Annotated in this window: 16 protein-coding genes and 1 tRNA gene; 9 read left to right on the top strand and 8 right to left on the bottom strand. The window is 66.4% G+C overall.

The window, feature by feature from the left end; all coding sequences use genetic code 11:
* Positions 1 to 12 precede the first annotated feature (12 nt).
* Positions 13 to 1488 (bottom strand): TolC family outer membrane protein, encoded by a 1476-nt coding sequence (locus A7Q26_RS13195; protein ID WP_066860234.1) that lies wholly within the window; start codon positions 1486 to 1488, stop codon positions 13 to 15.
* 19 nt (positions 1489 to 1507) lie between these two features.
* Positions 1508 to 2140, bottom strand: a complete 633-nt coding sequence (locus A7Q26_RS13200; protein WP_066860237.1) for a protein-L-isoaspartate O-methyltransferase family protein — start codon at positions 2138 to 2140, stop codon at positions 1508 to 1510.
* Positions 2141 to 2328: 188 nt separating this feature from the next.
* Between A7Q26_RS13200 and A7Q26_RS13205 the strand changes: the two genes are divergently transcribed.
* Both A7Q26_RS13205 and A7Q26_RS13210 read left to right on the top strand, forming a co-directional pair.
* A tRNA-Cys gene (locus A7Q26_RS13205) sits at positions 2329 to 2402 on the top strand.
* A gap of 695 nt (positions 2403 to 3097) precedes the next feature.
* Entirely contained in the window at positions 3098 to 4945 is a 1848-nt protein-coding gene (locus A7Q26_RS13210; protein WP_066860240.1) for a DUF885 domain-containing protein, read from the top strand.
* Positions 4946 to 5015: 70 nt separating this feature from the next.
* Here A7Q26_RS13210 and A7Q26_RS13215 read toward each other — a convergent pair whose 3' ends face one another.
* The 3 genes from A7Q26_RS13215 to A7Q26_RS13225 form a co-directional block, all read right to left on the bottom strand.
* Positions 5016 to 5831, bottom strand: a complete 816-nt coding sequence (locus tag A7Q26_RS13215) for a ferredoxin--NADP reductase (protein ID WP_066860575.1) — start codon at positions 5829 to 5831, stop codon at positions 5016 to 5018.
* A 174-nt stretch (positions 5832 to 6005) separates the two neighbouring features.
* On the bottom strand, positions 6006 to 6317 hold the full coding sequence (locus A7Q26_RS13220; protein WP_084439117.1) for a hypothetical protein: 312 nt from the start codon (positions 6315 to 6317) through the stop codon (positions 6006 to 6008).
* Positions 6318 to 6450: 133 nt separating this feature from the next.
* Positions 6451 to 8052 carry a phosphoenolpyruvate carboxykinase gene (locus A7Q26_RS13225; RefSeq protein WP_066860245.1) on the bottom strand — a complete coding sequence of 534 codons (1602 nt, stop codon included), beginning with the start codon at positions 8050 to 8052 and terminating at the stop codon, positions 6451 to 6453.
* Between the two features lie 271 nt (positions 8053 to 8323).
* Between A7Q26_RS13225 and A7Q26_RS13230 the strand changes: the two genes are divergently transcribed.
* The 7 genes from A7Q26_RS13230 to A7Q26_RS13260 all read left to right on the top strand — a co-directional run bounded on the left by A7Q26_RS13230 (position 8324) and on the right by A7Q26_RS13260 (position 14591).
* A complete protein-coding gene (locus A7Q26_RS13230; RefSeq protein ID WP_066860248.1) occupies positions 8324 to 9028 on the top strand; it encodes a response regulator transcription factor in 705 nt (234 codons plus the stop codon).
* A complete protein-coding gene (locus A7Q26_RS13235; RefSeq protein WP_066860251.1) occupies positions 8997 to 10592 on the top strand; it encodes a sensor histidine kinase in 1596 nt (531 codons plus the stop codon). The genes A7Q26_RS13230 and A7Q26_RS13235 overlap by 32 nt, the downstream gene beginning before the upstream one ends.
* A 64-nt stretch (positions 10593 to 10656) precedes the next feature.
* Positions 10657 to 11088, top strand: coding sequence for an HPr kinase/phosphorylase (locus A7Q26_RS13240; RefSeq protein WP_066860254.1), 432 nt, complete (start codon positions 10657 to 10659; stop codon positions 11086 to 11088).
* Complete coding sequence (rapZ, locus tag A7Q26_RS13245) at positions 11085 to 12017, top strand: RNase adapter RapZ (RefSeq protein ID WP_066860257.1); 933 nt, start codon at positions 11085 to 11087, stop codon at positions 12015 to 12017. The genes A7Q26_RS13240 and rapZ overlap by 4 nt, the downstream gene beginning before the upstream one ends.
* Before the next feature lie 28 nt (positions 12018 to 12045).
* On the top strand, positions 12046 to 12450 hold the full coding sequence (locus A7Q26_RS13250) for a PTS sugar transporter subunit IIA (protein WP_066860260.1): 405 nt from the start codon (positions 12046 to 12048) through the stop codon (positions 12448 to 12450).
* Positions 12447 to 12719: an HPr family phosphocarrier protein gene (locus tag A7Q26_RS13255; protein ID WP_066860263.1), complete on the top strand. Its 273-nt coding sequence runs from the start codon at positions 12447 to 12449 to the stop codon at positions 12717 to 12719. Before A7Q26_RS13250 ends, A7Q26_RS13255 begins: the two co-directional genes overlap by 4 nt.
* A gap of 276 nt (positions 12720 to 12995) precedes the next feature.
* Positions 12996 to 14591, top strand: coding sequence for an ABC-F family ATP-binding cassette domain-containing protein (locus A7Q26_RS13260; protein ID WP_066860265.1), 1596 nt, complete (start codon positions 12996 to 12998; stop codon positions 14589 to 14591).
* A 3-nt stretch (positions 14592 to 14594) separates the two neighbouring features.
* On the opposite strand, the gene A7Q26_RS13265 is transcribed toward A7Q26_RS13260, so the two are convergent.
* The 3 genes from A7Q26_RS13265 to A7Q26_RS13275 are packed head-to-tail and all read right to left on the bottom strand — an operon-like array spanning position 14595 to position 18781.
* Positions 14595 to 16124, bottom strand: a complete 1530-nt coding sequence (locus A7Q26_RS13265) for a DHA2 family efflux MFS transporter permease subunit (RefSeq protein WP_066860268.1) — start codon at positions 16122 to 16124, stop codon at positions 14595 to 14597.
* 13 nt (positions 16125 to 16137) lie between these two features.
* Positions 16138 to 17274, bottom strand: a complete 1137-nt coding sequence (locus A7Q26_RS13270; protein ID WP_066860271.1) for an EmrA/EmrK family multidrug efflux transporter periplasmic adaptor subunit — start codon at positions 17272 to 17274, stop codon at positions 16138 to 16140.
* Positions 17267 to 18781, bottom strand: coding sequence for an efflux transporter outer membrane subunit (locus A7Q26_RS13275; protein ID WP_066860274.1), 1515 nt, complete (start codon positions 18779 to 18781; stop codon positions 17267 to 17269). The genes A7Q26_RS13270 and A7Q26_RS13275 overlap by 8 nt, the downstream gene beginning before the upstream one ends.
* Positions 18782 to 18857: the final 76 nt, after the last annotated feature.

Below are 18857 nucleotides of genomic sequence, written 5' to 3' on the forward strand. Positions count from 1 at the left end.
GTTAACAAGCGGTTAAGGCTGCTGCGAAGAAGCGGCATCGACATTGGCATTTTGTGCGGGCGTGTCAACGGTGCGCGTCGCCACGGGATTGGGCGCCGGGTCGAAGTCCCAGTCGAACCATTTGCCCTTTACCCGGTCATAATTGGCCATCGGGTCATACAGAGCACCGCTTTCCAGGCCCAGATCATCCGCTTCGGCATGGCCCATCGCGGCCAGCAGGCTGAAACCCGCGACATAGGCGTTGCGCTGCGCCGTCACCAGCTGGACCTTGGCGTTCAGCGATTCCTGCTCGGCGTTGAGGATGTCGAGAATGGTGCGGCTGCCAACGGAATTTTCCGCCCGCACGCCTTCCAGCGACAGCGACGCGGCGTCCACCGCTTTGCGGCTCGACTCGATCGTCTGGAGCGACGCCTGCCAGCTGGCATAAGCGGCGCGGGCCTGGGCGATGACGCTGCGCTCGGCCTCGATCTCCTGCTCGATCGCCTGCGATTCGAGCGCCTGGTTCTGCCGCACCTGCGCCGCCGGCCGGCCGCCCTGATAGAGCGGAACGGTCAACTGGAGGCCCGCCGCCGCCTGCTTGTTGATCTGCGCGCCCCCGCCCGGCTGGCCATTGTCCAGCGAGTCGAGATAGTTGGTGTAACCTGCCTGGGTGAAGGCCGACAGCGTCGGCATCACGCCGGCACGCGCCGCCTTCACGTCATAGCGCCGCGCCTCGCGCTGCTTCTGCGCGGCCAGAATGTCGGGATTGTCCTTCAACGCCACCTGGACCGCCGCGTCGGGGCTGCCGGGCAGGCCGGGCAGTTGCGGCGGCGGCTCCAGACTGTCGGGCGCCTCGCCGACCAGCGCGATATAGTTTTCGCGGCTGGTGATCAGGTTCGCCTGCGCCGTCTGGAGGTCCGAACGCGCCAGCGCCAGCCGCGATTCGGACTGCGCCACGTCGGTGCGGGTCAGGTCGCCGACCTCGAATCGGTCGTTCGTGGCCTGGAGATTGACGTCCAGCACCTTCACATTCGCCTCGTTGAGCGAGACCAGCGCCGTATCCCGGATCACGTCCATATAGGCCGCGACGGTCTGAGAAAAAATGCTGGCTTCGGTCCCGCGCAAATTGGCCTGGCCCGCCTCGACGCGGATCTTGGCGGCCTTGACCCCGTTGCGGACCGCGCCGCCGGAATAGACCGGCACGCTCAGTTGCGCCTGGGCGTTCACTGTCCGCTGGGGCGACGTGAAGCTGATCGTAGGCTTGAGGATACTCTCGCTATAGCTGCCGGTCACGTCGAGTGCCGGACGACCGCTGGCCTTCTGGATCGGCACATTCTCGTCGGTCGCCCGCTGCCCGGCGCGCGCGCCGGTCAATGTCGGGTTGGACGCATAGGCCTTGGCCAGCGCCCCCTGCAGCGTTTCGGCCTGGACGGGGGCGGTGATCGCGGAGGTCAGCAACAGCAGGGCGGCTGCGGCACGATGCCGTTTCGGTAAGCGCTTCGCTGTCATCTCCCCCCGCCTGTCATTGTCAGAACACAAAAGCCTTGGGCGCGCCGAAACCGGGCAGCACCACCATTTCCATGTCGATCAGGCTGCTCAGTCCCAGCAGGCCATCAACCACCCGGCCGCTGCACAGGCGGGTGACGCCTCGGTCGGCGATCCCGGTCACGACGCGCGCGCCATCGGCAAGCTGTTGAACGAGCGCGGCGGGCACTTCCTCCACCGCGCCATCGATGAATAGCAGGTCATAGGGCGCGCCGGCCGCGCCCCCCGCCTGGAGCGGCGCGCGCACCACGGTCACGCCAGGCACGGCGATCTCCGGACCGCCCTCTTCCTCCACCGCCGTCACCTGCGCGCCCAGCGCCGCCAGCAGCGCGGCGGAATAGCCGGTCGCGGCGCCGATCAGCAGCACCTTGTCGCCCTCGGCAACCTGCGCTTCCTTGAGCAGCCGGCCGGTGACCAGCGGCGGATTGAGCGCGCGGCCGGCGGCCAGCGGGATCGGGCGATCGACATAGGTCATGGCGCGGCGGTCCGCGGGGACAAATTCCTCGCGCGGCACCCTGGCCATCACCGCGATCACGCGCTGGTCGTCCACGTCGCTGGTGCGCAACTGGCTGTCGACCATGGCGGCCCGCATCGAAGAATAGTTCTGCTCGGTCACGATAGTTCCTCGCTTGGCACAACTGTATTGGCAATGCAATACACTAAGGAGATCATCGGACCTCTAAATCAGCAGGCCGCCCGCGCCAAGCGGCTTTGCGCGGTGGTCGCGAAGATTCTTGGGCTGCAAGCTCCAACCGCGGCTTGACTTTGTCGCCAAAGCCGCACATTTGCGGCCACCCACGCCGAGGCCCGATGGCGGAGTGGTGACGCAGCGGACTGCAAATCCGTGCACGCCGGTTCGATTCCGGCTCGGGCCTCCATATTTCTGTCAGCCAATGCTCGCTGATAATTAAAAAACCTCCGATTTTCTTTATTTAACGGGAAGTCACGGGTTGGCGGTGATCACCTCTATTCGCCTGTAACTGTCGAAGGCGGACTTCGCTATGAGCCTCGGAAGGCCCCCAAGGGCATCGACCGATACTGCAATCCGAAACTCAAAGCCCAAAAAGAAGCCGTAGACGATGGCAGATTCTCTGCGGCTTTCTTGTCGGTCAACCCCAGGGGCAGCAAGCAGCGGCTCCTCACATGCAGAATGAACGGCTGAGAGCCGCGCTGACCACGGCGAAGGTCGAGCACACCTGACCGGTCACGTTCGGCGCATTGCTGCGGGCAACAGGGGATTATCGGGGCGATCCCGTCGTCATATATGTCCTCAAACTTATACCGCATGTGTTCCAGCGCCCCGGCAGAAGCCGACAGTTGGAATGGCTGGAGCCAATTTCGACAAAGCGGTCCGGATCATCCTCCAGGAGAAGATGACGTTGCGCCAGCCCCATTCGGCGCCATTGTTCCGCCAAGCGTTGGGGATCCTGTCGGAGATGCGTTCCCTTCCGGCTCCTCTCGTTTACATACGTCCGCGCACCGGGCAGGATGGTCGCGCGCCGGATTTAACATGTCCAATCAAGCGCAAAATATGCGATGGCAGGCGTAACCATATACCGGAGACCCTTGCCCCATGACGACGTCCCGCCGCGATTTCCTTGTCGCCGGCTCCTCCGCCCTTGCCCTCGCTGCCCTGCCCGTTCGCGCCTTCGCCCAGGCCGCGCGGGCGACCGACACGCCCGACGCCCGCGCCCAGGGGATCCTGGCCGACATGGCCGAAGCCATGCTGGCGGACGCCCCCGAAACCGCCGGCGGCCTGGGGCTGGACACCGGCGCCCGCGCCGCGCTGCGCAGCCGCCTCGGCGACAAGAGCGTTGCCGGCCAGGCCCGGATCGCCGCGCATGTGCGCGACCGCCTGGCCGCGCTGCGCGCCATCGACCTTGCGCCACTCTCCCCCGCCACCCGGACCGACGTGGAAGTGGTGCTGGCAGCCCATGAACTGGCGGCGGACGGCTTCGCCTTCCCTTTCGGGGACATGGCGATGATGAACAGCAACTGGTCCTATCGCAATTCGCCCTATGCCGTCGCACAGAACACGGGCAGCTTCGTCGAGACCCCCGACTTCCTCGACAGCAACCATCCCGTCACCAACCGCGCCGACGCCGACGCCTATCTCGCCCGGCTGGCCGCCTATGCCGCCAATCTCGATGGGGAAACGGAGCGACTGCGCCATGACGCCGGGATCGGCGTCGTCGCCCCGGCCTTCCTGCTCGAAAAGACGCTGCGGCAGATGACCAGCGTCCAGGGCCAGCCGCTCGACCAATGGACGGCGGTCGCCTCCCTCGCCCGCCGCACGAAGGACATGCCCGGCGACCATGCCGCCAGGGCCGAAGCCATCGTCCGCGAAAGGGTCGCTCCCGCCCTCGCCCGCCAGATCAGCGAACTTCAGCGCCAGCGTGCCCTTGCCACGATGGATGCAGGCGTATGGAAACTGCCGCAGGGCGAGGCCTATTATGGCTGGGCGCTGCGCGCCGGCACCACCACGACCATGACCCCGGAGGAGGTCCACAGGCTCGGCCTCGACCAGCTCGCCGCGCTCCAGTCGGAAATGGACCGGCTGCTCAAAGGGCTGGGCATGACAAAAGGCACCGTCGGCGAGCGCATGACCGCCATGGGGAAAGATCCGCGCTACCTCTTCCCCAATGACGACAATGGCCGCCAGCAGATATTGTCCTTCATCGACGGCCGCCTCGCCGACATCCGCACCCGCCTGCCCCGCGCCTTCGCCACGCTCGTGCCGGCGAAGCTGATCGTGAAGCGCGTACCGGTCGAGATCGAAGCGGGCGCGCCCGGCGCCTATGCCGGCGCGGGGTCGATCGACGGCTCGATCCCCGGCAACTATTATATCAACCTGCGCGACACCGGCATGTGGCCGCGCTACGCGCTTCCCACCCTTTGCTATCATGAAGGGATTCCCGGCCATATCTGGCAGGGCGAATATACCTACAAACTGCCCCTGATCCGCTCGCTGCTCGCCTTCAACGCCTATAGCGAAGGCTGGGCGCTCTATGCCGAGCAGCTTGGCGACGAGCTGGGCGCCTATGATGGCGATGTCGCCGGGCGGCTCGGCTATCTCCAGTCGATCGCCTATCGCTGCTGCCGCCTGGTGGTCGACACCGGCCTCCACGCCAAGCGCTGGACGCGGAAACAGGCGATCCACTGGTTCGCTACCACCAACGGTTCCACGGTCGAGGAAGTCCAGGGCGAGGTGGACCGCTATTGCGCCTGGCCGGGCCAGGCCTGCGGCTACAAGGTCGGCCATGGCGAAATCGTCCGCCTGCGCAAAATGGCTCAGCAGGCGCTGGGATCGAAATTCGACTTCCGCCTGTTCAACGACGCCGTGGTCAAGAGCGGCGGCGTGCCGATGACCGTGCTGGCTGGGAATATCGACGCCTGGGCGGCGGAACGGAAGAACGCCTGATCCCGGAGACATGAAAAAGGGCCGGAGGATCGCTCCCCCGGCCCTTCCCTATTCTCGCTGCGGTCGGCGCTCAGCCGACGAAAGCCCGCTCGATCACGAACTGGCCCGGCGCCGCGTTGGAGCCTTCGGTAAAGCCGTTCGCCTCGAAATAGGCGGCGAACTGCTTGATCATCTCCATGCTGCCGCACATCATGATCCGGTCGGTTTCCGGGTCGAACTTCGCCGGCCCCTCGATCCCCTCGAACAGCGCGCCGCTCTCGACCAGCTTGTCGATGCGGACGGTGTTGCGGAACGGCTCGCGCGTCACGGTCGGCACGTAATGGAACTGGGTCGCGGCCTGGTCGGCCACCAGCGGATCATCCGCCAGCTTGCCTTCAAGTTCGTCATGAAAGGCCAGGTCGCTCACCCGGCGTACCGAATGGACTGCGACGACCTGCTCGTAAAATTCATAGACGTCGGGATCGCGCGACAGGCTAAGGAACGGCGCCAGGCCCGTGCCCGTCGACAGCATGAACAGCCGCTTGCCCGGCAGCAGGGCATCGGTGACGAGCGTGCCGGTCGGCTTGCGGCCCAGATAGATCTGGTCGCCCGGCTGGATCAGCTGGAGCTTGGATGTCAGCGGTCCGTCCTGCACCTTGATCGACAGGAACTCCAGTTCCTCGTCCCAGGCGGGGCTGGCGACCGAGTAGGCGCGCAACAGCGGCTTGCCATTGTCGCCCATCAGGCCGATCATCACGAACTCGCCGGACCGGAAACGGAAGCTGGCGGGTCGCGTGATGCGGAAGCTGAACAGATGCTCGTTCCAGTGCCGCACCGACAGCACGGTTTCCACGGAAAGCGCGCCGGTGGGTTCCAGAACCGGCTTTTCGATCGTCACGTCGGTCAACACCTTATCCTTGCCTTGCATCAGCGCCGTCTGGTCAGCGACGCCAGTTGCGGATCGTTCGCAATAAACGATGATGCTGGCGAATTGGCCCTTTCGCCGCGCGAAGGCAAGGCCAAAAAAACTTGTGCGGCCCAAAGGGCGCCCTTGCCGGACGCCCGGCGCCGACGCGTCGCGCTATCCGAACAGACCCTTGGCGATCCCGCCCAGCTCGTTGAGAGGATTGCCGTCGCCATCCCGGTCGAACAGCCCACCCAGCTTGCCGAGGATCGCTTCCGGTCCGCCAAACGCGCCCAGCAGTTCCTGCAACTTGTCGGCCGATACGCCATGTTCGGCCGCCGTTTCGGCCAGCGCCGACACGCTCGTCTCGCCCGATCCGATCTTGGCGCTGATCTCGCTCATCAGCCCCTGCATCTGCTCCGGCGACACGCCGATCTGCGCCGCAATCGCTTCCAGCCCGCCCATCTTGCCAATCAGATCTTCGAACATGCCCAAACTCCCGCAAAAGGTTGGCGGCAAGCATAGCACCGCCGACACGCCCCCGACAGCAAAAGAGCCGGCCCAGAAGCAAAAGAGCCGGAGGATCGCTCCCCCGGCTCCCTTGCCTCGTCGGTCGCTGCGATCAGGCGGCGGTCAGGGCCGCCCCGCGCACGCCGTCGTCGACATGGTCCACGAACTGGGCGAAATTGTCCACGAACGCCTTTACCAGGGTCGCGGCGGTTTCGTCATAGGCGTCCTTGTCGGCCCACATGGCGCGCGGGTCGAGGATGGTCGGTTCGACGCCGTTCACCGCGACCGGCACCTGGAAACCGAAATTCGGATCGGTGCGGAACGCGACATCGTTCAGGCTGCCGTCCAGCGCCGCATTGAGCAGCGCGCGCGTCACCTTGATCGGCATCCGCTTGATGCCCGGCATGGTCGCCTTGCCGCCCGCCCAGCCGGTGTTGACCAGCCAGCAGGTGACGCCGCCCTTGTTGATCCGCTCCTTGAGCAGATTGCCGTAGACGCTGGGGTGACGTGGCATGAACGGCGCACCGAAGCAGGTCGAGAAGGTCGCGGTCGGCTCGGTCACGCCGATCTCTGTGCCCGCAACCCGCGCGGTATAGCCCGACAGGAAGTGATACATCGCCTGCTCCGGGGTCAGCCGCGCGATCGGCGGCAGGACGCCATAGGCGTCGGCGGTCAGGAAGATGATGTTCTTCGGGACCGGACCCAGATTCTTCTCCGACGTGTTCGGGATGAAATCGATCGGGTAGGAACCGCGGCTATTCTCGGCCAGGCTGTTGTCGTCCAGGTCAATCGTGCGGGTTTCCTCGTCGATGACCACATTTTCCAGGACCGTGCCGAACCGCTTGGTGGTGGCGAAGATTTCCGGCTCGGCCTCGGCCGACAGGTTGATCATCTTGGCGTAGCAGCCGCCCTCGAAATTGAACACGGCGGTATCCGACCAGCCATGCTCGTCGTCGCCGATCAAGGTCCGGGACGCATCGGCCGACAGCGTCGTCTTGCCGGTGCCGCTCAGGCCGAAGAAGACGGCGGTATCGCCGTTCGGACCGATATTGGCCGAACAGTGCATCGGCATCACGCCCTTGGTCGGCAGCAGATAGTTGAGGATGCCGAACACCGACTTCTTCATCTCGCCGGCATAGGACGTGCCGCCGATCAGGATCAGCTTCTCGGTGAAATTGACCGCGATCACGGTTTCGCTGCGCGTACCGTGACGGGTCGGATCGGCCTGGAAGGTCGGCAGGTCGATGATCGTATATTCGGGCGTGAAGCCGGCCAGTTCATCGGCGGTCGGACGCACCAGCAGGGTGCGGATGAAGAGGTTGTGCCACGCGCGCTCATTGATGACGCGGACGTTGACGCGATGCTCGGGCTGCGATCCGCCGAACAGGTCGGCGACGTAGAGCGTATCCTTCTCGCCCAGCGCCTTGAAGAAATCCTCCTTCAGCGCCGCGAAATGCGCCGGCGTCATCGGAACGTTGGTCTTGCCCCACCAGACGGTGTCCTGGGTCTCGGCGTCCTGGACGATGAACTTGTCGCTGGCCGAGCGGCCGGTGTGCTTGCCGGTCTTGACGACCAGCGGGCCGTCCTTGGACAATATGCCTTCCCCATTGCGGATGGCTGCCTCGACCAGCGGCGCGGTGCCGAGATTCCAGAACTGATCGGCACGCGTGGAAATGCCCTGGTCCGCCAGGGTGATTGAGGATTTGGCCTGCACGCCTTTACTCCCGATATAACAATGTCGGATCGCCGATTTTTATCTGGCGACCAATCCGCCGCTCATGCGCCGCGTCTTCGCGCGTCGGCATGGCTGCGGACACTTCGGCCATAAGGCTTTGCGGAACGGCCGTCAAATCGGGGCGGACGGCCATTCGTCCCGAATCTCGGCAGTTGCGCCGCAGAGCGTGCCGCCACCCCTTCCTTGCGGCTGGGCGAACCATGGTCTAACGCTCGGAACATTCTCCTTTCTGCTCACTCCGGGTAATTGCATGACCGCCACCATCGCCCTTGTGGATGATGACAAGAATATCCTGACTTCCGTGTCGATCGCGCTCCAGGCCGAAGGCTTCCTGACGCGCATCTATTCCGACCCGGAAGGCGCCTTGAAAGCGCTGCTCGACAATCCCGCCGACCTTGCCGTGTTCGATATCAAGATGCCCCAGATGGATGGCCTGGAGCTGCTGCGCCGCCTCCGCGAAAAGAGCCAGATGCCGGTCATTTTCCTGACCTCCAAGACCGACGAGCTGGACGAGGCGCTGGGCCTGGCGATGGGCGCCGACGACTATATCTCAAAGCCCTTCTCTCAACGGCTGCTGATCGCGCGCATCCGCGCCATCCTGCGCCGGGCGGAGGTCAGCAAGGCGACCGAGGAACCGGACGAGCCGGTCGCCGACCCCATAGTGCGCGGCCGGCTGGAAATGGACCCGGCCCGGCATCGCGTGAAATGGGGCGGCAAGGACGTGACCCTGACCGTCACCGAATTCCTGATCCTCGAAACGCTCGCCCAGCGACCGGGCGTGGTCAAGAACCGCAACCAGCTGATGGATGCCGCCTATCAGGATGACGTCTATGTCGACGACCGAACCATCGACAGCCATATCAAGCGGCTCCGCCGCAAGTTCCGCGAGGTGGACTCCGATTTCAACGCAATCGACACGCTCTATGGCGCCGGATACCGATTCTCCGAGGAATGACGCGGCGGCGCTCGCGGTGCGCTGGTCGGGACGGCTGAGTCTCACCCCGCGCATCCTTGCGGTCAACGTGTTCGCCCTCGCCCTGCTGGCGGGCGGCTTCTTCTATCTCGACAGCTATCGCACGCGCATCGTCGATGACCGGCTGGAACAGTCGGCGCGCGAACTGAAGTTGCTCGCCATCGGCCTGGACAATGCGCCTGCCGACCGGCAGGATCGTCTGATCGCCGCCTATTCGCGCCAGACCGGAGACCGGGTCCGGCGCTATGACGCCACCGGCGCGCTCGCCGCCGACAGCTTTGCCATGGACGCGCCGCGCTACCGGTTGCGCCTGCCCTCGGAGGAGGAATGGCAGCGCCATGTCGCCCGCTTCCTCGACAAGGTGGTCGACCGTGTCGTTTCCGCCGACCGACCGCCCGATTTCGAGGAACCGGCACAGGACCGCGCCACCGCGTGGCCCGAAGTCATGCTGGCGCGCAAGACCGACCGCCCCGCAGCAATGAACCGCTACGCGCCGGACCGCACCTTCATGATCTCCGCCGCCGTGGCGATGAAGGACGGCGGCAGCCTGCTCGCCACCGAAAATGCGCGCGACATCACGCGCATCGTCCGCGCCGAACGGCTGCGTCTTGGCATGGTGCTGGCGGTCGCGGTGCTCGCCTCGGTGCTCCTGTCGCTCTTCCTCGCCCGCACCATCGTCCAGCCGCTCCAGCGCCTGGCGCGGGCCGCCGTGCGCGTCCGCCTCGGCCGCGCACGCGAAGTCACCGTGCCGCGCCTGCCCGAACGGCGCGACGAGATTGGTATGCTGGCCCGCGCCCTGTCCGACATGAGCCATGCGCTGCGCCAGCGGATCGACGCGACCGACGCCTTCGCCGCCGATGTCAGCCATGAACTCAAAAATCCGATCGCCTCGCTGCGCTCCGCCCTCGATTCGCTGGAGCGGGTCGACCGGCCGGACCTGCGCGCGCAACTCATGGCGATCGCGCAGGACGATGTCCGCCGCCTCGACCGGCTCGTCACCGATATCGCCGAAGCCTCCCGCGTAGACGCCGAACTGTCCCGCACCCGCTTCGAGCCGATCGACCTCGGCCTCCTGATCGAGAAGATGGTGCTGGCCCGCGAGGCGCGCGGCGTGCCGCGCGGCGTCCGCCTCGCCTTCGCCCGCCCGCGCAAGGATGTCGCGGTCGTGCTGGGCGAGGAGGCTCGGCTGATCCGCGTCCTCGACAATCTCATCGACAATGCCGTCTCCTTCTCGCCAGAGGGCGGACTGGTGCGGATCATCGCCACCGTCGCCGACGACCAGATTTTGGTCAGCGTGGAGGATGAAGGACCGGGCGTCCCCGTGTCCGAGCGCGAGCATGTCTTCCGCCGCTTCCACAGCGTCCGGCCAGAGGGCGAGATTTTCGGCAAGCATTCCGGCCTCGGCCTCGCCATCGCCCGCTCGATCGTGGAGGGGCATCAGGGCCGCATCAGCATTGGCGACCGCGAAGATGCGCAACGCGGCGCCTGCTTCGTCGTGCGCCTGCCCATGGCGGTGGCCCGCGATCCCGGCATCGTTTCGGAATAGGACGAAGGACCGACGCCACGGCCATTTCCATCGCCGTCAACACAGGGTAGAAGAAGGCAGGGGTATGGCGCGCGCACTTTCATCCGAAACGCTTCATGCGACCAGCGTGGCCATAGGCGGCCGCGCCGTTCTGCTGGCCGGGCCTAGCGGTGTGGGCAAATCCGACCTTGCACTCCGCCTGATCGACCGCGGCGCGATTCTGGTCAGCGACGACTATACGCTGGTGAAGCGCGTCGATGGCCAGCTGATCGCTACGGCGCCGGACACGATCGTGGGGCAGATGGAGGTGCGCGGCCTCGGCATCGTCGCCATGCCCCATGCCGACGCGCCGGTGGCACTGGTCGCCGACCTGTTCGACAAGGTCGACCGTATGCCGCTCGATCCGGTATTCCGCGCGATCGCCGGGGTCCAGATCCCGATGGTCAAGATCGCGCCGTTCGAAATTTCCGCCGCCATCAAGGTCGAACTGGCGCTCCGGACGCTCGCCCCGCTATGAACGCCCCCCATCCCAAGACCATCCTGCTGCTGTCCGGCCTGTCGGGCGCGGGCAAGACCACCGCGCTCAAGACGCTGGAGGATATGGGCTGGGAAGTAGTCGACAACCTGCCCCTCCTGCTGCTCGACCGGCTGCTCGACACGCCGCTGGCCGCCGGGCATGAGCCGGGCGACGACCGGCCGCTGGCGCTGGGCATCGACGCGCGCACGCGCGGGTTCGACGCCAATGCCATCGTCCAGCGGATCAAGGCGCTGCGCGAACGACACGGCCATGATGTCGAGACGCTGTTCCTCGACTGTTCCGGCACCGAACTGGAGCGCCGCTTCGCCGAGACGCGCCGTCGCCACCCGCTGGCGCTGGACCGCCCCGCCGCCGACGGCATCGCCCGCGAACGGGAGTTGACCGAGCCGCTACGCCGCTGGTCCACCCAGGTCATCGACACCACCAGCTTCACCAGCAACGCCCTGCAACAGGAAATCCGCAACCGCTTCTCGCGCGAGGGGCTGTCGGAACCGGTGCTGACCATCCTCTCATTCGGCTTCTCGCGCGGGGTGCCGCGCAACGCCGACCTGATGTTCGACATGCGCTTCCTGCGCAACCCGCATTGGGACGATGCGCTGCGGCCCCGGACCGGGCTGGACCCGGACGTCGCCGCCTATGTGATGGCGGACCCGGCCTATGAAGAGGCGCTGGGCCGGATCGAGGATCTGCTCGTCACCCTGCTGCCGCGCTACGCGGAGGGCGGAAAGACCTATATTACCGTGGCTTTCGGTTGCACCGGCGGGCGGCATCGCTCCGTCCACGTCGCGACACGGGTCGCGAAACACTTGCAAGAAGCGGGCTTTTCGCCCACGGTCTTGCACCGCAATATTGAATCGGTGCCCCAGGACAGTCTGGAGAAGCGCCGTCCGGGAGGCCCGAAAGCATAATCATGACACAGGTGGGCCGCACAAGCAGATGATCGGACTCGTACTCGTCACCCATGGATCGCTCGCGACGGAATTCGTCGTGGCGATGGAGCATGTCGTGGGGCCGCAGCAGCAGATCGAGACGATCTGCATCGGCCCGGAAGATGACATGGAGCTGCGCCGCGCCGACATCGCGGCGGCGGTAGCCCGCGTCAATGACGGCACCGGCGTGATCCTGCTGACCGACCTGTTCGGCGGCACTCCGTCCAACCTCGCCATCTCGCTGCTCAAGGCCGGCGAGATCGAGGTGATCGCCGGCATCAACCTGCCCATGCTCATCCGCCTCGAAAGCGCGCGCAAGGTGATGGACGTGCGCGCCGCGGTTGCCGCCGCGCGCGAAGCCGGGCAGAAATATATCAGCGTCGCGTCGGAACTGTTGGGCAGCACCACATGAACGAAATCAGCCAGGAAGTCCGGATCAGCAACAAGCGCGGCCTTCACGCGCGCGCCAGCGCCAAGTTCGTCACCCTGGCCAGCGGCCTCCCCGCCGACATCACCGTCAGCAAGGACGGCAACCACGTCACCGGCACGTCGATCATGGGCCTGATGATGCTCGGCGCGGCGATGGGCGACAGCATCACCATCAAGGCCACCGGCCCCGAAGCCGTCGACGCGCTCGGCAAGCTCGTCACCCTGGTCGAGGATAAGTTCGGCGAAGAGTGACGCCGCCGCGTTACAGCTATAGTCAGCGGACACTCCACTCCAGTTGACGGGAGTGGCAGCGAGGCTGGGTGCGGCCAGGCCGGACTTGATCGCAACACGGTGGGCTGTCCGCCGCGCCGCTGCGCGCTTCCCCGATGCCCCCCGCGCTCACGCCCGGCTTGCCACCCTGGTTCCGACCGCTTACATCACGCCCTCACCCTTCCGAAAGGATCGCCGCCATGGACATCGCCCTGATCGCACAGCCCCCTCGCTCTGCCTTCGGGAAAGCCCCTGTCCATGCCTGCGCCCCTCTCTGCCATCACGCTTTCCAACCTCGGCTGGTCCGCGCCTGACGGGACACCCGTCCTTACCGGGCTGGACTTCCGTTTCTCTCCCGAACGCATCGGCCTGATCGGTCGCAACGGGGTCGGCAAGTCGACCCTGCTCGCGCTGGTGGCGGGCGAATGTCGCCCCGCGACCGGCGATGTCCGGGTCGGCGGCAACATCGCCATGCTCCGCCAAACGCAAGCGCCCGAGACCGGACAGACCATCGCCGACCTGTTCGATGCGCGCGCCGCCCTCGCCCTGCTCGACCGGGCCGAGACCGGCGCAGCGACAATTCCAGAGCTGGAGCAATGCGACTGGACCCTGCCCGCGCGCCTCGCCGATGCGCTGGCGGAGGTCGGCCTCGCGACCGATCCCGCCACGCCGCTGGCGCATCTGTCGGGCGGTCAGCGCACCCGCGCCGCGCTGGCGGCGGCCATGGCCGCCCGGCCCGACTGGCTGCTGCTGGACGAACCGACCAATCATCTCGACGCCGATAGCCGGGATGCTCTGATCGCGCTGCTCGGGCGCTGGCGCGGCGGCGCGATCATCGTCAGCCATGACCGGACGCTGCTGGAACGGATGGACTCCATCGTCGAACTGACGGGCCTGGGGCTGACCCGCTATGGCGGCAACTGGTCGGCCTATCGCGCGTGCAAGGCGGTCGAACTGGCCGCGGCCCATCATGCGCTGGACCATGCCGAGCGCTCGGCATCCGACCTCGCCCGCAAGATCCAGCGCGCGACCGAGCGAAAGCAACGACGCGACGGCGCGGGCGCCCGCCATGCGGCGAAAGGCGACATGCCCCGCATCCTGCTGGGCCAGCGCAAGAACCAGGCGGAGCGGTCCGGCGGGAACGCCGCCCGCCTCGCTGAGAGGCAGCGCGCGCAGAGCGAAAGGACGATCGCCGACGCCCGCGCGCAGATCGAAATTCTCGCCCCGCTGACCGTTGCCCTTCCTGCCGCCTGCGTCGCGACAAACCGCACGCTGCTGAGGCTGGAGGATGTGACCGCCGGCCACGATCCTGCCGATCCGCCGATCCGCAATCTCAGCTTGGCCATGACCGGCCCGGAACGAATTGCCATCACCGGCCCCAATGGCGCGGGCAAATCGACATTGCTCCAACTCGTCGCCGGCCAGATCGCGCCGCTGTCGGGCGTCCTGCATCGCCCGATCGCCTGCGCCCTGCTCGATCAGGATGCGGGGCTGCTCGATCCTGGCGCGACCATCGCCGACAATTTCGCGAGACTCCATCCCGGCACGACGCGCAACGCCGTCCATGCCGCCCTCGCACGCTTCCGCTTCCGGGCCGAGCTGGCGCTGCAACGGGTGGAGGCATTGAGCGGCGGCCAGCGGCTACGCGCCGCGCTCGCCTGCGTACTGGGCGGGGAAACACTGCCGCCGCTGCTGCTGCTGGATGAACCGACCAACCATCTCGACCTCGATTCGATCGCGACGATCGAACAGGGGCTGGCCGCTTATGACGGCGCGCTGATGGTGGTCAGCCATGACCCCGCGTTTCTCGACGCCATCGGCATCTCGCGCCGGATCGCTCTCCCCGCGCGCTGAGCCTCAGTGCGCCGCCGACGTGTCGACCGTCCCGGTGGGCCGCGGCGCCAGCCAGACGATCGCGGCGGCGGCGAACAGGACCAGCGCGGAAATGAAGAAGACATGGTCGACCGCGATCACGATCGCCTCCTGCTCCACGATGTTGGAAATGGTCTGCCGGATCTGCTCGGTCGACAGACCCATCGCGCTCAGTTGGGCCTGCACGTCGCCCGGCTGCAAAACGCTCGCCAGTTCGTTGCGGGACACGCGCTGCGAATCGCCCCATCCCGTCAGCACCAGCGATGTCGCGATCGCGATCGCCATGGTACGGACGAAATTCTGCAACCCCGCCGCAGACGCAGTCTCGCTCGGCAGCACCGACCCCAGCGTCAACGTGGTCAGCGGGATCATGAAGAAGGGCATGGCGAAGCCCTGGATGAACTGCGGCGCGGCCATGGTCCAGAAATCGACCCCGCTGGTCCAGTGCGCGCGCCACAAGGTCATCAGGCCCAGCCAGAATACCGCCCCGGAAATCATCAGCCGCGGATCGACCCGGCCCATGAAGCGGGCGGCGAAAGGCGCCGTCATCAGCGCCGCCATCGCGGTGAAGGCGGTCAGGATGCCCGCCCAGGTGGCGGTGTAGCCTTGGGTCGTCTGCAACCATTGCGGGATAATAACGATACCGGAAAAATAAGCCCCGAAACAGAGCGCCAGCGAAAAGACGCCGGACGAAAAGCCGATATGGCGGAACACGCGCAGGTCGACGACCGGATGCTCCTCGGTCAGTTCCCAGATGATGAATGCCAGAAAGCCGATCGCCGCCAGCACCGCCAGGATGACGATCGTCGTATCGGCGAACCAGTCATGGTCGCGGCCGATGTCCAGCATCACCTGCAGGCAGCCGATCCAGAAGACCAGCAGGAACAGGCCCATCTTGTCGATCGGCACGCGCGCCGTATCCGTCTCCACCGGCCGCAGAAGCGCCTGCGCGGCAAAGACGCACAGCACCGCGATCGGCAGGTTGATGAAGAAGATCCAGTGCCAGCTCCAATTGTCGCTGATATAGCCGCCGATGATCGGTCCCATGGCCGGTCCCAGCAGCGTCGTCATCGCCCACAGGCCCATAGCCCGCGATCGCGTCTCGGGAGGAAAGATACGCATCAGCAGGGTCTGCGACATGGGCATGATCGGCCCGCCGCAAATGCCTTGGCCGACCCGGGCCGCGACGATCATCCCCAGCGTCATCGACAGTCCGCAAATCAGCGAAAAGAATCCGAAGCCGATCATCGCCAGCGTGAAGACCCTGACCACGCCGAAGCGCGCGGCGAGCCAGCCGGTGAGCGGCACGCAGATCGCTTCCGCCACCGCATAGGATGTGATGATCCACGTCCCCTGGTCGGGAGCGATGCCCAGGTTGCCGGCGATGTGCGGCACGGAAACATTGGCGATGGTGAGGTCCAGCACCACCATGAAGTTGCTCATGGCCAGCACCAGCCCGGCCAGCGTCCGGGTGCGCGGCGAAAGCCGCGAAAAAATCTCGTCGTCGCTGCTCATCGCCCGGCTGTCCTTATTTTTCGGAAAGTTCGAGTTCGACTTCCATCGACAGACCGACCCGCAACGGATGCGCGGCGAGTTCCCTGGGATCGAGCGCAATGCGCAGCGGCAGGCGCTGCACCACCTTGATCCAGTTGCCGGTCGCATTCTGCGCGGGGATCAGAGACATGGCCGATCCGGTGCCGCCGGCGAAACCGACAACCTTGCCATGATAGACGACATCGCCGCCATAGAGGTCCGACGTCAGCGTGGCGGGCATCCCGACCTTCACGCCACGCAGCTGGCGTTCCTTGAAGTTCGCATCGACATAAAGCTGGGCCAGCGGCACGATGGACATGATCGCGTTGCCCTGCGCCACGCGCTGGCCGACCTGCACCTGCCGCTTGGTGACGACGCCGTCGATCGGCGCGCGAATGACGGTCCGATCGAGGTCCAGCTTCGCCGAATCCAGCTTCGCCTGGGCGGCCATCACCGCCGGGTCGGTGTCGATCGTCGATCCGCGCACCAGCGCGTCATTGGCTTCCAGCTGGCCGCTCGCCGCGCTGCGCGTCGCCTCGGCCGTCTTGACGCCCGCGCGCGCCAGATCCAGCGCGGCCCGGGCAGCGGCATAGCCCTTGCGCGCGGCGGTGACTTCGTCGCCGGACACCGCGCCGTCTCCCACCAGCGCCTCGCGCCGCTGAAGGTCGATGCGCGCCTTGTCGAAATCGGCCTGTGCGGTGGCCAGCTGCGCACGCGCCTGGACGATGTCCGCGCCGCGCGCATCGACCTGCGCCGCCAGCGAATCACTGGTCGCGGCCGTCTGGCGGAAACGCCGCCGCGCTTCGGCCAGGTCGGCCTGTGCCTGTGCCACGGCGATCCGGGCGTTGGTCGGGTCCAGCCTGACCAATATGTCGCCCTTCTTCACCATCTGGGTGTCGCTGACCAGCACTTCGGTCGCCTGCGCGGAAATCAGCGGCGTCACCTGCGCCATCTCGGCGTTCACATAGGCATTGTCCGTGCTGACCTGGTTACGCCCGACCAGCAGGTACCAGGCCGCCCAGATCAGGCCGAGGACGATGACCGCCAGCGCCAGCCGGGTCAGCCATATCCTGCGCGCCGACTGGCGCCCTTCCTGCTGTGCGTCGGTGGTGTCGAGAGCGGCGTCAGCCATGCGGTTGGTCCTTGGAGAGAGGTTCGCCGACGGTGAAGCCACCGCCCAGCGCACGGATAAGGGCAATATCGGTGGAGAAGGCACCTGCCTCCAGCCCGGCCAGCGCCTCGCGCGCCGCCAACAACTGGTCCTCGACGTTCAGCACGTCGAGATAGGTCGACAGGCCGCCCTGATAGCGTTTCTGCGCCACGGCATAGGCATCTTCCGACGCGGCGACGGCGGCCCGGGCATCGGCCAGCCGCTGCTCCAGCGTCCGGCGCGTCGTGACGGCATCGGCCACCTGCTGATAGGCGGCGAGCACCGTCTTGTCATAGGCAGCGACCGCTTCGTCATAGGTGGCGCGCGCTCCGCGATACTGGCCCTGCAACGCTCCGCCCCGGAAGATCGGCAGGCTGATCGCCGGGCCGGCATTGCCGAAGAGCGAATCCTTCTCGAACAGATTGTTGGCGAAGGGCTGCGCCGAACCGACCGCGCCGCCATTGGCGAAGATCGTGTTGTAGCCGAGCGACTGGAGGCCGATCAGCGCGCTCAGCCGCACCGCCGGGAAGAAATCGGCCCGCGCCACCTTGATCCGCTTGGCCGCCGCCTCGGTGCGGGCAAGCGCCGCCGCGATGTCGGGCCGACGCGCGACGAGGTTGGTGGTGACATCGGCCGGGAGACCGAGCGGCGCCAGCTTGCCTGGCTGCGGCCGGGTGATCGACAGGCCGCGATCAGGCCCTGCGCCGATCAGCGCCGCGATCTGATGCTGCCGTACCCGGATCGCCAGCTGCGCGCCGGCCAGTTGCGCCTTGGCCGACGACACGGTGGCGTCCGCCTGGCGGACGTTGCCGCGCGTTTCCAGCCCATTTTGCCGCCGGTCGGCGACCAATTTCTGGCTCGCCGTGCGGATGTCGAGCGTGCGCTGCTGGATTTCCGCCTCGTCATGAAGGCGGGCAAGATCGGCGTAGGCATCGGCAATGCCCGTCGTCAGCGCCAGCCGCGCCTGCTGGGCGTCGATCTCGGCCGCCCGCGCCTCGGATGTCGCGGCCGCCAGCGACGCCTTGTTCTTGCCCCACAGGTCCAGGTCGAAGCCAAGATCCAGCGCTACCCGACCGGTGCCGAGCCAACCCTGTGGAACGAACTCCTTGGGCATCCCCATATTGTAGCTTTGCTTGGTGGCAGCCGCGCTGGCCTCCAGATTGGCCGACGGCAGCACCGCCGCACCCGCCTGCTGCGCCATCGCCTGGGCCTGGCGGAAACGCGCCGCCGCGATCGCCATGTCGGGCGCATTGCGCAGCCCTTCCTCGATCAGTGCGGTCAGCTGCGGATCGCCATAGGCGGTCCACCAATCATCCCTGGGCCAAGCCGCATCGGACGCAGCCAGGCTTTGCTGCGCAGCCACGCTCTCCGGCGCGCGAACCACGGGTTTGGGACCAAGATCGGGAACCGCGGCGCAGGCCGCCAACGCCATCACCGATGTCGCCGCGCACATCACGCGGGAGGAAAAAGCCATGCGACTCACCGCCATAACAAACCGTACCAGATAGTATGAAAATGGCCATTGCGCCTGTTGCAAGGCCTTGTCAACAGGGTTAGCGTACTAT

The organism is Sphingobium sp. TCM1, from assembly GCF_001650725.1.
GTDB lineage: Bacteria > Pseudomonadota > Alphaproteobacteria > Sphingomonadales > Sphingomonadaceae > Sphingobium.